The sequence below is a fragment of the Corynebacterium gerontici genome (assembly GCF_003813985.1).
GTDB lineage: Bacteria > Actinomycetota > Actinomycetes > Mycobacteriales > Mycobacteriaceae > Corynebacterium > Corynebacterium gerontici.
Map to the genome: position 1 here is coordinate 426,464 of NZ_CP033897.1, position 12,994 is coordinate 439,457.

The following is a 12,994-nucleotide window of genomic DNA, read 5'->3' on the forward strand; positions in this document are numbered from 1 at the left end:
GTGACCTATGCGCACTAAGCTATGGGTGGTGCGCACACTATTGATTGCAAATCCTAACTCCACAACACAGTCACCACGACTCTTCTCCCGCCTGATTCCTACATTGCGCGAGGTAGAAGGCCTAGAAATGAAGGCCGTGTTCACCCACTACGCGGGCCATGCCAAGGAAATTTGTGCCGGACTGAGTACCGATGACTACGACGTGGTCATTGCCGTCGGTGGCGACGGAACAGTGAACGAAGCAATCAATGGGCTGCTCGGTGCCGTCGATCAGGCGAAAGATCCCAACGCTGTTCCTGCTCTTGCCGTCATTCCAACGGGTTCAGCCAACGTGTTTGTCCGTGCGCTCGGCTTTTCCGCCGAACCGATCCGCGCCACCGAGGGGCTCGCACGATCCCTATCAACTGGGCGCATCCGTACCGTCGAGCTCGGAACCTGGAACAATGAATGGTTCGCCGTCAACGCTGGCTTCGGTATCGACGCCGACGTGATCGCTGGCGTTGATCGCGTGCGAAGCAAAGGGGCGTCCGCCACACCATTTCGTTACCTGCAGGTGGCGGTGAAAGCGTGGCGTCGCATCCACCGAAATCCGCCGCAGATCGACATCAGCGGCACCACCAAGGATGGAAGGCATTTTGAGGAACACCGCCTTCCGCTTCTTATTGCATCCAATACCAACCCCTGGACATTCCTCGGCCCTCTGCCGGTGGTGACCAATCCCGACAATTCCTTTGACCAGGGGCTCGGGCTCTTTGGCCTCCGGGATATCTCGGGATTTGGCGGCATGGCTGCGATGGCGCACCTGTTGGGCTTTGGGCATAACAAAGTGATGGACGCCTACGTGGAGCCCAGGACCGCCACCGTGGACGACGTTGCCGAGGTGCATATCCGGTGCCACGAAAAGCGCCGCTTCCAAGTAGACGGCGAATACGTCGACCAGATGGAATCAGTGACTTTGGGGGCCGTGCCGGATGCCCTCCGCGTCTTCGCGCCAGATGCCGAGTCTGGTGACACCACCGCCTCAAGGCTGCGCCGCCTGCTGAGCTTCCTTGACCCGAGGGATTAGGCTCGTGACGGCGGGGCTCAGCCCCGAGCTCTCGTCGGCGGCTCTAGCCCACGTCGGTGGGGGAGAAGTCCTTCAAGCTTAAGGTGACGTCTCGTTGTTGTGCTTGGAAGTACAAAGTGCCGCCGGAAACGTAGACGAATCCCGCTTGATCGCGCATGGGTAAAAGGCGAGTGTCGATGCGCCACTCGAAGGCGCGGAAAATCTCCTCCTCGCTGAGGGATCCGTCTCCGGGGTCCACAACGCTGGTGGGCGTTAGCCGGAAATCGGAGCCTTCGATGCGCAGATCGCACATCACCGTGATGGGCTTTGCCTGGCCGTCGGGAGCGCCCCGCAACTGCGCCTCGCTCGCTGGCCCGCCATTGGGTGAGATGTCGTAGGGATTTGAAATATCTAGGTCAGCGATGCCAAGCTGCTTGCCTACGCTCACGCCGTCCAGCCCGATAGTTTGCGTGAGTAGCAACGCGCGCCGCCCATCGATGTTGCCCGAGAACACCTGCGCAGGATCCACCTGAACATCTACTGCATCGGTGCTGGTGCTAATCAGGCCAAACTGCGACGTTTCAACGTCGGAAACAGATACCGTAGCGGACTTGATCTTCCCGCTGATCAGCGCAGAAGTATAAGGAACGCCCCCGAAATACACGCTCGGGCTTAACTCCAACCCGGCTGAATCCCGAACTTGCGCCGCCAAATGTCGTTCCGCGCGCGCCGCAATAGCGGAATCTGCCACCCAAGCCACGAAGAGTAGGGCAAGCACTGCCAGGATTATGCGACGTAGCGCTGTTGAACGACCCACGTGTCTCATTCTCGCATACCGCCTCTGAAGGCCTTGTCAATGCTCGTCCGGCGCGCATCGGGGCAGCCCGGGTACGTTCAATAAGTATGGAACTACGCGAATTGTCCCTGCCAGAGCATCCCGAGTTGCACGAGGCCGTCCACGACATGCTGGAGCGCGCCCACCACGAGGACGGCGTTGAACCCCTCTCCGAGCAGTATCTCCGGGGAATTTTGGAGGCTTCACTAGGCCACCGGCATATCCTCGCACTTGAGCAGGGGCAGCCAGTGGGCATCCTCGCCATGCAGGAGCAGGCAGAATTGTGTGTGCATCCAGCTTGTCGACGCCACGGGATCGGATCATCACTGTTGCGCGCCGGGAGGGACGCTGGGATCAAAGACTTCTGGGCGCACGGGAACCTCGTGCCCGCGCAGCACCTCGCCGCAAGTGAACACCTGGACGCAAGCAGGGAATTGCTGGTGATGAGCGTTGAAGGTGAAGCGCTTGAGCGTGCCGCTTGCACCTCCGTGCCCGATGGATTTCGGACCACCAACCTAGAGCAAAGCGAGCTTGTCGAGCCATTACAGGAGTGGCTGCGTGTGAATAATGAGGCGTTTAGCTGGCACCCAGAGCAGGGGGGATGGGATATGCAGCAGCTCGATCAAGCGCGCCAGGCGCAGTGGTACCGCGCCGATGACGTGCTGTTTTTGGAAAAGCAGGGAGCACTTGCGGGATTTCACTGGGTAAAACGCCACGGTGATCTTTCTAAAGGCGCGATTGGTGAAGTCTACGTTGTCGGTCTTGCAGATGCCTTCCGGGGACAAGGGCTGGGAGGTCCGCTGCTGAATCTAGGATTACAGCGTTTGTACGAACAAGGTGCTCGCAAAGTGATCCTGTATGTAGAAGCGGATAATAAGCCGGCAGTCGCTGTGTATGAGCGACTTGGTTTTGAGGTGCAAGAACGCCACGTCGTCTACAGTGCCGAGCGTGCTGAAAACTTCTAGGATTGCGGCGGATTTTGGGGTAGTGCATTGGCAAACAGAAAGTGAACAATTCTGTTTTAGAGGGGCACCTTCGCGCGCAGGGGGCTGAACGGCGCTATTAGGTTACTCACTTTAAGGTGAACTTTCGGGAAACTCTCCTGCTTGTCCATTGCATTTCTGCACTTCAGGGGGTTGTTCACTTTAAAGCTTTGCGAGTTTACCTGTTGTTTACCTGCGGGGTCTTTTTCCTTCATATTGCTCTTCTAAGTTGTCTGTTGTGAGCGTGAGCAGCTCTAGCAGTCTGCTCATTCGAGGCCTCGAAGCTCCATGCAAATAAGACCGTAGTGTGACAATAGAGATAACCGGAGAGGTTACCCCGTGACTCGTTCGATCAAGCGCACCGCCCTTGCTGGCCTGATGGCTGGCTCCTTGGTGCTCTCCGCATGCTCCGAGACTGACAGCTCATCTTCAAACTCCAACGCATCCGACGCAACCGCCATCGAGGGCCTGAGCGGCGCTACCGGCGAGCTTGTTGCAGAGGGCGCTTCCTCGCAGCAAAACGCGATGAATTACTTCGCCACTCAGTATCAGTCTGCGGTGTCCGGCGCTTCACTGGCGTACAACGCCACTGGGTCGGGCTCGGGCGTGAAGAACTTCATCGCTGGCCAGGTCGCTTTCGGTGGTTCTGACTCCCCACTGAAGACCGATCAGATTGATCCCGCCAAGCAACGCTGCGGAGGCAACGAGGCCTGGCACCTGCCAATGGTCGTTGGGCCCGTAGCGATCGCCTATCACCTTGAGGGCGTTGAGGACCTGAATCTCTCAACTGCCACTGTTGCCAAGATTTTCAAGGGTGACATCAAGAAGTGGAACGATCCCCAGATTGCCAAGGAGAATGAAGGCAAAGACCTCCCTGATAAGGACATCAAGGTGGTCTACCGCTCTGATGAGTCCGGCACTTCCGATAACTTCCAGAAGTTCCTGAAGGCGTCCACCGGCGAATGGGACACCGAAGGCAAATCCTTCCCCTCCGCCGTTGGCGCGGGCGCTTCCGGTTCCAATGGCGTTGCCAGCGAAGTGGCCAACATCGACGGCGGTATTACCTACGTCGAATCCGGTTTTGCAAAGCAGCAGAATCTCGGCATTGCAAACCTGGACTTCGGTGCAGGTCCGGTCAAGCTCGACGCGGACACCGTTGGCGTGGCGCTTGACAACCTCGCCTTCAAGACTGAAGGCAACAACATGGTGGTGGACACCGAAAAGCTCTTCTCCATGAAGGATCAGGGCGCATACCCGCTGGTGCTGACCACCTACGAACTCGTCTGCTCCAAGGGATACGACGAGAAAACCCGTGATCAGGTCAAGGACTTCCTAACTGTGGTACTGAACTCCCAGGACGCACAGCTTGAAGAGCTTGGCTACATACCAGTGAAGGGTTCCCTCCACGATCGCTTGCAGAAGGCCGTCGAAGCCATCTCCTAGCAATCGGGAGCGCCTCCCAAGTTGCGGGAGGCGGCGAAATCCAAAACGCACAACAATACGCATACAAAGGATGAAAACTATGGCAGCCACCATCGCTCAGAAGCTCGATCTCCCCACCGCTGAGCAGCTCATCGTCGCCGCCGATGTTGCTTTCGACAACATGGAACGCATGAACGAAGGAAAGAAGTCCTCCGTCGGCTCCACCGTCGCACGTATGAGCAACAAGGTAGTTGCCAAGCTTTCTCCTTCCACCGAGCTTTCCTTGGCGAACACGCGCACCGCATAAGCGCTACCGCATCATCACAATCTCACCCAGGGGTCGGGGATTCCTCCAGGAAAGCCCGTACCTCTAGGTTTCTTATGTCTCAAACAGGTTTCTGTTTGCGCTGTGGAGATTGGCGGTGAAAAGGAAAACCTCATCGATTCCGCAAAAGGAATACAGCCTCCCATGGACAGCACACTCCAGCCCGCCGTCATTACACGCGACATTCCCACCACCACCGCGACGCCACCGGCGAAGGAACCTGAAACGACAAAACCCAGCCGTGGCGCGCGACGCTTGGGCGACGTGGTGTTCAAGGGCATTGCAACCTCCTCGGCAACAACGATCACGCTCGTGATCGGCGCCATCGGCCTGTTCCTCCTCTGGCGCGCAGTGCCAGCCCTGCAAAACAATGTGGCGAATTTCTTCACCTACGCAGGCGACTGGAATCTCGCCGACACCGCTGCCATGCAATTCGGCATCCCCAACCTGCTGGCGGCCACGGTGCTGATCTCAGCAATCGCCCTGATCCTTGCCATGCCAGTAGCGCTCGGCATTGCCATCTTTCTTTCCAATTACGCCCCTGCGCGTTTGGTGAAACCACTGGGTTTCCTGGTGGACATGCTGGCTGCGGTGCCCTCGATTGTGTTCGGCCTCTGGGGCTGGCAAGTGCTAGGGCCGTCACTCTCGGGCTTCTACAACTGGCTCCACGAAGTTGCAGGCGGCATTCCACTGTTTGCCACCTACGCAAACTCCCCATCTTTTGATACTGGCCGCAACATGCTCACCGGCGGCATCGTCCTCGCGGTCATGATTCTGCCCGTGATCGCTGCGACTGCCCGTGAAATCTTCGTCCAAACCCCAGTAGGGCAACGCGAGGCGGCACTGGCTTTGGGGGCCACTCGTTGGGAGGTCGTCCGTATGACTGTCCTGCCCTTCGGTATGCCCGGTTTCATTTCCGGATCGATGCTGGGGCTGGGACGCGCACTCGGCGAAACCATGGCGCTGTACCTGGTGGTCTCCCCATCGAGCCAATTCCGCTTCTCCCTTTTCGACGGTGGCACCACCTTCGCCACGGCCATCGCCAATGCGGCACCTGAATTCAACGATGACCTGCGCGCCGGCGCATACATCGCTGCTGGCCTCATGCTGTTTGCCTTGACGTTCGTGGTGAACTCCATCGCCCGCGGGATTATTACCAAGCGCAAGTAAGGAACACGCAGCCATGACGATGACCATTGACGCAAAGAATTTAAAGAAGCAGTCAACCTTTAGCCACATCTCTAAACGTCGTAAAGCAAGCAACTCGGTGGCCACGGTAGCGATCACCGCCTCCATGGCATTCGCACTCATTCCCCTCGGATGGGTGCTGTACACGGTGATCTCACGCGGCATCGGGGCGATTGCGAACGTCACCTGGTGGACCACTTCCCAAAAGGGCGTGCTCTATTCAATCGAAGGCGGCGGTGCGCTGCACGCCATCATTGGCACGTTCACACAAACGGCAATCTGCTCGCTCATTTCTATTCCCATCGGCGTCGCCACGGCCATTTACCTGGTGGAATACGCCGGTACGTCGAGGCTTGGCAAAGTTACGACGTTCATGGTGGATATCCTCACCGGTGTCCCCTCCATAGTGGCGGCGCTGTTCGTGTACTCGCTGTGGATTGTTATGTTCGGGTTCGACCGCTCCGGTATCGCGGTATCCCTGGCCCTGGTGATTTTGATGATCCCCGTCATCATCCGCAACACCGAAGAAATGCTCCGGGTGGTTCCCGCCGATCTTCGCGAGGCTTCCTACGCGCTTGGCGTGCCGAAATGGAAGACGATTGTGAAAATCGTGCTGCCAACCGCGTTGTCTGGCATCGTCACGGGCGTCATGCTCGCCATTGCACGTGTGATGGGTGAATCGGCTCCCGTGCTGATCCTCGTGGGATCCACCCAGTCCATCAACTGGGACGCAATGAACGGCCCGCAATCATCACTGCCGCTGATGATGCTCGACATGTTCAAAGCCGGCACCGCACCTGCCGTCCTGGACAAGCTCTGGGGCGCCGCACTCACCCTGGTACTCATCATTGCCGTGTTGAACATTGGTGCCCGGCTGATCTCTGCCAAGTTTGCTGCAAAGCACTAAGCGAATCCGAACTCCACACTCACCCACAAAGGCTAGGCGCACACACATGTCAAAGCTTTCCATCCGTGACCTCAACATCTACTACGGCGATTTCCACGCAGTACAAGACGTCAACCTGGACGTGGAGCCCCGCTCCGTCACCGCCTTTATCGGTCCTTCCGGTTGCGGCAAATCTACTGTGCTTCGCACCCTCAACCGCATGCACGAAGTCACCCCAGGCGCCAGCGTCAAAGGTACGGTGCTTCTCGACGGCAAAGACATCTACGCAAAGGACGTTGATCCCGTCAGCGTCCGCAACACCATCGGCATGGTATTCCAAAAAGCTAACCCTTTCCCCACAATGTCAATCGAAGAAAACGTGGTGGCCGGGCTCAAACTCGCGGGCGTGAAAGACAAAAAGAAGCTGCGCGAGGTAGCCGAGCGCTCTTTGCGTGGCGCCAACCTGTGGGAAGAAGTAAAGGATCGCCTGGATAAGCCCGGTGGGGGACTTTCCGGTGGCCAACAGCAGCGCCTGTGCATCGCGCGCGCCATCGCCGTCGAACCGGAAGTCCTCCTCATGGACGAGCCCTGTTCCGCACTGGACCCGATTTCTACGCTGGCGGTGGAAGACCTCATTCACGAACTGAAAGAGGAATACACCATCGTGATCGTCACCCACAACATGCAGCAGGCGTCCCGTGTGTCCGACCAGACAGCCTTCTTCTCCCTCGAAGCCACGGGCAAACCAGGCCGCTTGGTGGAAGTAGCGGACACCAAGAAAATCTTCTCCAACCCGGAAAAGCAGGAAACCGAGGACTACATCTCCGGCCGCTTCGGATAAAACACGATTAAGCTCGGGAATATGAATCGCAGTGAAGATCCCCGAGTAGACGCAGACACTCAGCTCGCGGTCCATGAATTAGGCGGCGAGCCTTTGTGTGCTTACAGCAACCAGGCAGTTCGTTCAATCGTGAATGATCCCGCAACGTTTAGTTCCGCTGTAAGCAGACATCTGCAAATCCCCAATGGGCTCGACGGTGAGGAACACGCAAGATTCCGAACCCTCATCGATGCTTACCTTGCCCCAGAGGTAGTCGCACCTTTGGAATCGAGGTTCCAAAAAGTGGCAGCAGACGTTTTGGAAGCTCTGCCACCCTCGGAAGCAATCGATGCGGTAATGGAAATTGGGGCACCCTTCGCCGTCAAGGCAATGATCGCGTGGCTTGGCTGGCCGGTCAGTATGGCACCACAGTTGGTGCAGTGGGTGAAGGACAATCAAAAGGCCACCCGTTCTCAGGATCCGAAGCAGACCGCAGAAATTGCGCGGCGCTATGACGAAATGATCCGAGCAGTGATCACGCCACTGATGGAGCACCCAGACCAGACAGTGACCTCCCAACTCGTGCACGATCGCAGCGCTGGCCGGGAGCTCGAACCTCCGGAAATTGTTTCGATCTTGCGTAATTGGACGGCCGGTGATTTGGGTTCAATGGCCGCGTGCATTGCGGTGGTGCTCGAAGGCCTGAGCGATCAACCGCATTTGCAGGAACATTTGGCAAAGGGCGCAAGCCAGCGTGAGTGGGACGCCATCATCAACGAATTTCTCCGCATTGACGATCCCTTCGTGAGTAATCGTCGAGTAGCCACTCGTGACGTTGAAGTAGCTGGCGTTCGAATCCGCAAAGGCCAGCAATTGCGGGTGCATTGGACTGCGGCAAACCGCGATCCCCAGGCTTTTGAGGTGGATGAGTTTCGGCCAGAAGAACACGCCAGCAACAATGTGGTGTGGGGCGAGGGACCACATGCTTGCCCTGGTCGCGCGTTGTCGTTGTTAGAAATTCGCGTGTGCGTCCAAGAGCTGTTGAGCCGCTATCGCGTTCGTCGCACACACGGGCGGGACGAGCGTGAGCGTTATCCTGTTGGCGGTTGGCGTCGCCTGGAAGTGGAGTTGCTGCCCCTCGGCGCGAGCGTTGTTTAGTCGATCGCTTTGGGCCACTGGTAATTGCTGAATTGGCGCTCGAGTTCGTTGAAGCGGCGCTCGATTTCGGCGCGTTCTTCCCCCTCACGCCGTTTCGCGCGATAGTCGCGGGGGGTAAGCCCGGTGGCGAGGTACACGATGTGGCTTGCCACCGCCACGGCATGATCAGCAAAGCGCTCAAAGTAGCGAACAATCAGTGTGCAATCCACGGCGGCTCGGGTGCCGTAGTCCCATGGCCTTGTGGTGAGCATGCCCATCAAGTGATCGTGGAGATCATCCACGGCGTCATCATCGGCGGAAAGGACCAGCGCAACGTCGGCGTCTGGGTCTTGGAGGATGGTCTGGATTTTTTCGGCCATCTCGATGCATAGGCGGGACATTTCGCGGAAGTACCCCATGATGGGCTCTTCGATGACGGGATCCGGATAGCGCTTTCGCGCCGTCGACGCAATGTGTTTTGCCAGGGATACCATGCGATCGAGGTCTTCGATGATGTAGATCGAGCTCAGAATTTGGCGCAAGTCGCGAGCAACCGGGCCTTCCAATGCAAGAAGCTGAAACGCCCGAGCGGTGGAGCGTTGCTTTATGGCGGTCAGTTCGTCGCCAAGCGAAAGTGCGTGTTCCGAAGCCTGCAGTGAGTTGTTGCAAAGCCCTTTGCTGGCGTCCCGCAACACTTGGATGACCAGATCGCACATTTCGGTGAGATCGTGGGAGAAGGCGTCCAGGTGTTCACGGTAGGCGGTGCGCATGGCGATATTCTAAACCGTTTTGTGTTGATGCGCGCGCTGAGAAATCGATTGTGGAAACGAGCTCAACTTCGTCACAAAAACGGCCCGCCTCTTGAACAGTGTTCAGTAGAATGAGCTGTTATGGAAGAAACCCTCTTTGACGTGGTAATTATCGGCGCTGGCATTGCGGGAATCGCGGTAGCGCACCACCTCAATCAGATCGACAATCTCAACTGGGCGGTGCTCGAAGAAAAGCAAGATTTCAGTGGTACTTGGGATACCTTTCGCTACCCGGGGGTTCGTAGTGATTCTGATATCGATTCCTATTGTTTCAGCTTCCTGCCCTGGAGGGGCACCCGTCCTTTGGGTACCGGCGAGGAGATTCGCAACTACCTATGCCAGGCCGCCCAGCTCAGCGGCATGTCTGCCCGCACACGCTTTGGACATCGGGTGGAATCTATCGAATTTCTGGATGGCCTATGGCGTGTGAAGGGTACGAGCCAGTCTGGCGACTTCATCATCCGAGCGCGCTGGATTCACCTCGGCTGTGGCTATTATGACCACCACCAGTCGCACCAACCGCTCTTAGCCGGCGAGGCAAACTTTTCGGGCACTATCGTGGATCCCCAACGTTGGCCCCAAGATCCTGAACACCCAGCCAACAAACTCAACGGTCGCGAGGTAGCCATTGTGGGATCGGGAGCGACAGCCGTGACGCTGGCGCCCGCGCTGAGTGAGCTAGGAGCGAAAGTTCACCTCGTGCAAAGAACGGCGAATCACCTTGCGGCTATGGGGGATAAGGACGTTCTTGCTCCGTTAAGGAGGGTAGTGCCCGAAACCTGGGTGGATCGCCTCGACCGTTGCAGGGCTATCCAAACCCAAAGGCTCACCCTCTGGCTTTCGCGTATCAGGCCCAGCCTGGTGGAATCGACCCTTCGCAAACATCGAGAAGCCCTGCTGAGCAGGCCGGAGGACCGCCAAGCCTTCGAAGCCCAGTACCCTCTGTGGACCCAGCGAGTGTGCAGGGTGCCCGACGGTGATCTTTTTCAGCTCATTGAGCGGGGAAAGGTGCAGGTGCACACTGGAACCATTGCGTCTCTGCATAGCAATGACATCACCCTTGATTCCGGGGAAAAAATTCCTTGCGAAGTGCTCATCAAAGCGACCGGTTTGAACCTGCTTGCATTCGGCGGTATTCAGATCGAAGTAGACTCCAAACACATCGACCCAGGTCAACACATTGCTTGGCGTGGCATGATGCTGGATGAGGTGCCAAATCTGAGCTTCACTCTCGGTTATGTCAACGATTCCTATACCTTGCGCGCCGAACTGGTTGGCGAGTTTCTCGCCAGAATTTTGCAACACCTGCGGGCGGAAGGCTTCACAGAGGCAACCCCGACACGCCCGGCGCAATTCGAGCCCCAGCGCATCATTGACCTGGATTCCGGCTACGTCCGCCGGGGCATCCATGCCTTCCCGGTTGTCAGCGACACCGCGCCTTGGACGCTACGCAACAACTACGCGCAAGAGCGCAAGGACTTCCATGACACCGACGTGCGCGATGGCATGCATTTTCGCGGCCCCACGACACCGCAAGTTCGAATGCTGAGGGTGCGCGGCCAGCGCGTGAAAATCCAAGGCACAGGTCCAACTATTTTCGCCGTCCACGGCATCGGCCGCGAGTTGGAGGATTTCGATGCGCTTTCGCAGCTTGTCAGCGATGATTTTCAGGTGATTTCCGTGGACATCCCCGGATTCGGGCAGTCGCCGCGTTTGCAGGAATCCACCGTTGGATCCATCGCCAGCGCAATGTGGGAGCTTTTCGACGCCCTCCGTGGCGAAATGGACGCCGACTTCAAGCCGATCCTCGTGGGACATTCTTTGGGTGGCCTCATCGTGCAGGCGATGCTCTGCCAGCGTCCGCACGAGGTGGCGGGACTTCTGCTTTTGGCTCCAAGTGGTTTCAGCGAAAAGATCACCCCCATTGTGCGCCTGGCGGCTCGCAAAAGAATCGGCCCAGCCTTCTTGGGGTTGAAAGCAAAGCCAGTCCTGGCGGCAATGGAACGCGCAGCGTATGCAGATTCCGGGCGTGTTACTGCCTCGGCGTTGGAGAAAGCGCAACGTCGCGCACAGCATCCGGATCGTGCAGGAGTATTCGCAGAAATCTCGGCAGCCCTGGTGGGATGCCCTCCTGCGCAGCGGGTCGAATTGTCGCACCGGGCGGGTGAGATCGCGCAGGAACAGTCCGTGCCCATCCGCATCCTGTGGGGCGATCAAGACAAGGTCATTTCACCCGGCAATGCTGCATGTGCAAAGGACTTTTTCCACACCTCGGTTGAGGTGCTGGAGGGATGTGGGCACATGGTGCCGATGGAGCGGACCGAAGCCTGTGCCCGGGCAATTCGCGCGCTGCACCGCGGGCGGGCCTAGCCGCCTGAGTGCATGATGTCGGCGCCTTCGGGGACAGTTTCGTCCTCGGGGTCGTCGAGCCAGCCTTCGGGAAGTACGACCTTTGATGGTGATCCCTTGCGCCCGCGTGCGCCGTCTGCATCCTCGGCGCGTGCCTGTGAATCCTTCCAAGGGTCGAGAACTCTTTGGAGATCCTCCAGCGTGTTGATGCCCGAAAGCTGGGCACGTACTTCGCCGCCAACGGGGAAGCCTCGGAGATACCAACCCATGTGCTTGCGCATGTCGCGACAACCTTTGCGCTCACCTTCATGGGCGACGAGCAGCTCGGCGTGCCGCGTGATGATCCCGGTGACTTCTCCCAGCGTGGGCTCTTCGGGGATCGGCTCGCCACGCAGTGCCGCTGAGAGTTCCGCAAAGAGCCAAGGACGCCCCAAGCAGCCGCGCCCCACCACAACACCATCGCAACCAGTCTGATCCATCATCGCTTTGGCGTCGGTTGCCTTAAAAATGTCGCCGTTGCCCAACACAGGGATGCCGGAGTCCATCATGTGTTCTTTCAAGCGAGCGATGTGGCTCCAGTCGGCCTCGCCAGAGTAACGCTGTGCCGCGGTGCGGGCGTGCAGAGCGACGGCAGCGGCGCCCTCTTCGGCGGCGATTCGCCCGGCGTCGAGGTGCGTGTGGTGCTCGTCGTCGATCCCCACGCGGAACTTCACGGTCACGGGAATATCGGTGCCTTCACACGCTTTTACCGCCGCGGCAACGATATTGCCGAAAAGGCGTCGCTTGTAGGGGAGCGCGGATCCTCCGCCGCGCCGGGTGACCTTGGGTACGGGGCAGCCGAAGTTCATGTCGATGTGATCGGCCAGATCTTCATCGACGATTTTCTTCGCAGCTTTATAGGTGTACTCGGGGTCCGTGGTGTATAGCTGCATGCTCCTGGGTTGTTCGTCTGGGGCGAAGGTTGTCATGTGCAGCGTTTTTTCATTGCCTTCAACCAGGGCGCGTGCGGTGATCATCTCGCAGACGTAGAGCCCCGAGACGGTGCCAGTTTTTTCTCTTTCTTGCTCGCGGCAGAGCGATCGAAATGCCACGTTGGTTACCCCCGCCATCGGAGCGAGGACAACGGGGGATTGCATAGTAAGGGAACCAATTTGCAGCGTCACCTTGCCCATTGAACTCAAAGGTGGCGTTCAGC

12 protein-coding genes are annotated in these 12,994 nt (G+C 58.1%); 9 read left to right on the top strand and 3 right to left on the bottom strand.

All coding sequences use genetic code 11. From position 1 onward, the window contains the following. Nucleotides 1–28 precede the first annotated feature (28 nt). The gene (locus CGERO_RS02010) at nucleotides 29–1,066 is read left to right on the top strand and encodes a diacylglycerol/lipid kinase family protein (protein ID WP_123935860.1); all 1,038 of its coding nucleotides are present in this window, start codon (nucleotides 29–31) and stop codon (nucleotides 1,064–1,066) included. Nucleotides 1,067–1,109: 43 nt separating this feature from the next. Here CGERO_RS02010 and CGERO_RS02015 read toward each other — a convergent pair whose 3' ends face one another. Beyond that, entirely contained in the window at nucleotides 1,110–1,862 is a 753-nt protein-coding gene (locus CGERO_RS02015) for an LmeA family phospholipid-binding protein (protein WP_245998862.1), read from the bottom strand. A gap of 86 nt (nucleotides 1,863–1,948) precedes the next feature. Between CGERO_RS02015 and mshD the strand changes: the two genes are divergently transcribed. The 7 genes from mshD (at nucleotide 1,949) to CGERO_RS02050 (ending at nucleotide 8,662) form a co-directional block, all read left to right on the top strand. After that, nucleotides 1,949–2,845 carry a mycothiol synthase gene (gene mshD / locus CGERO_RS02020; RefSeq protein ID WP_123933241.1) on the top strand — a complete coding sequence of 299 codons (897 nt, stop codon included), beginning with the start codon at nucleotides 1,949–1,951 and terminating at the stop codon, nucleotides 2,843–2,845. Between the two features lie 396 nt (nucleotides 2,846–3,241). Continuing rightward, entirely contained in the window at nucleotides 3,242–4,306 is a 1,065-nt protein-coding gene (gene pstS / locus CGERO_RS02025) for a phosphate ABC transporter substrate-binding protein PstS (protein ID WP_377018082.1), read from the top strand. Between the two features lie 79 nt (nucleotides 4,307–4,385). Further along, nucleotides 4,386–4,592: a hypothetical protein gene (locus tag CGERO_RS02030; RefSeq protein WP_123933243.1), complete on the top strand. Its 207-nt coding sequence runs from the start codon at nucleotides 4,386–4,388 to the stop codon at nucleotides 4,590–4,592. Between the two features lie 162 nt (nucleotides 4,593–4,754). After that, entirely contained in the window at nucleotides 4,755–5,780 is a 1,026-nt protein-coding gene (pstC, locus tag CGERO_RS02035) for a phosphate ABC transporter permease subunit PstC (protein WP_123933244.1), read from the top strand. 13 nt (nucleotides 5,781–5,793) lie between these two features. Beyond that, the gene (gene pstA / locus CGERO_RS02040; protein ID WP_123933245.1) at nucleotides 5,794–6,705 is read left to right on the top strand and encodes a phosphate ABC transporter permease PstA; all 912 of its coding nucleotides are present in this window, start codon (nucleotides 5,794–5,796) and stop codon (nucleotides 6,703–6,705) included. A gap of 46 nt (nucleotides 6,706–6,751) precedes the next feature. Next, complete coding sequence (pstB, locus tag CGERO_RS02045) at nucleotides 6,752–7,525, top strand: phosphate ABC transporter ATP-binding protein PstB (RefSeq protein ID WP_123933246.1); 774 nt, start codon at nucleotides 6,752–6,754, stop codon at nucleotides 7,523–7,525. 21 nt (nucleotides 7,526–7,546) lie between these two features. After that, on the top strand, nucleotides 7,547–8,662 hold the full coding sequence (locus CGERO_RS02050) for a cytochrome P450 (RefSeq protein ID WP_123933247.1): 1,116 nt from the start codon (nucleotides 7,547–7,549) through the stop codon (nucleotides 8,660–8,662). Here the strand turns inward: CGERO_RS02050 and CGERO_RS02055 are convergent. Then, nucleotides 8,659–9,411: a phosphate signaling complex PhoU family protein gene (locus CGERO_RS02055; protein WP_123933248.1), complete on the bottom strand. Its 753-nt coding sequence runs from the start codon at nucleotides 9,409–9,411 to the stop codon at nucleotides 8,659–8,661. The genes CGERO_RS02050 and CGERO_RS02055 overlap by 4 nt on opposite strands. A 120-nt stretch (nucleotides 9,412–9,531) precedes the next feature. Here CGERO_RS02055 and CGERO_RS02060 point away from each other — a divergent pair, with 120 nt between their 5' ends. After that, nucleotides 9,532–11,820, top strand: coding sequence for an alpha/beta fold hydrolase (locus CGERO_RS02060; protein ID WP_123933249.1), 2,289 nt, complete (start codon nucleotides 9,532–9,534; stop codon nucleotides 11,818–11,820). On the opposite strand, the gene dusB is transcribed toward CGERO_RS02060, so the two are convergent. Then, nucleotides 11,817–12,971 carry a tRNA dihydrouridine synthase DusB gene (gene dusB, locus CGERO_RS02065; RefSeq protein ID WP_164470228.1) on the bottom strand — a complete coding sequence of 385 codons (1,155 nt, stop codon included), beginning with the start codon at nucleotides 12,969–12,971 and terminating at the stop codon, nucleotides 11,817–11,819. The two genes, CGERO_RS02060 and dusB, sit on opposite strands and share 4 nt — an antisense overlap. Nucleotides 12,972–12,994: the final 23 nt, after the last annotated feature.

Coding starts and splice junctions, on each gene's coding strand:
- mshD (WP_123933241.1), top strand. CDS start 1,949: ATGGAACTACGCGAATTGTCCCTGCCAGAGCATCCCGAGTTGCACGAG.
- pstS (WP_377018082.1), top strand. CDS start 3,242: ATGGCTGGCTCCTTGGTGCTCTCCGCATGCTCCGAGACTGACAGCTCA.
- CGERO_RS02030 (WP_123933243.1), top strand. CDS start 4,386: ATGGCAGCCACCATCGCTCAGAAGCTCGATCTCCCCACCGCTGAGCAG.
- pstC (WP_123933244.1), top strand. CDS start 4,755: ATGGACAGCACACTCCAGCCCGCCGTCATTACACGCGACATTCCCACC.
- pstA (WP_123933245.1), top strand. CDS start 5,794: ATGACGATGACCATTGACGCAAAGAATTTAAAGAAGCAGTCAACCTTT.
- pstB (WP_123933246.1), top strand. CDS start 6,752: ATGTCAAAGCTTTCCATCCGTGACCTCAACATCTACTACGGCGATTTC.
- CGERO_RS02050 (WP_123933247.1), top strand. CDS start 7,547: ATGAATCGCAGTGAAGATCCCCGAGTAGACGCAGACACTCAGCTCGCG.
- CGERO_RS02055 (WP_123933248.1), bottom strand. CDS start 9,411: ATGCGCACCGCCTACCGTGAACACCTGGACGCCTTCTCCCACGATCTC.
- CGERO_RS02060 (WP_123933249.1), top strand. CDS start 9,532: ATGGAAGAAACCCTCTTTGACGTGGTAATTATCGGCGCTGGCATTGCG.
- dusB (WP_164470228.1), bottom strand. CDS start 12,971: ATGGGCAAGGTGACGCTGCAAATTGGTTCCCTTACTATGCAATCCCCC.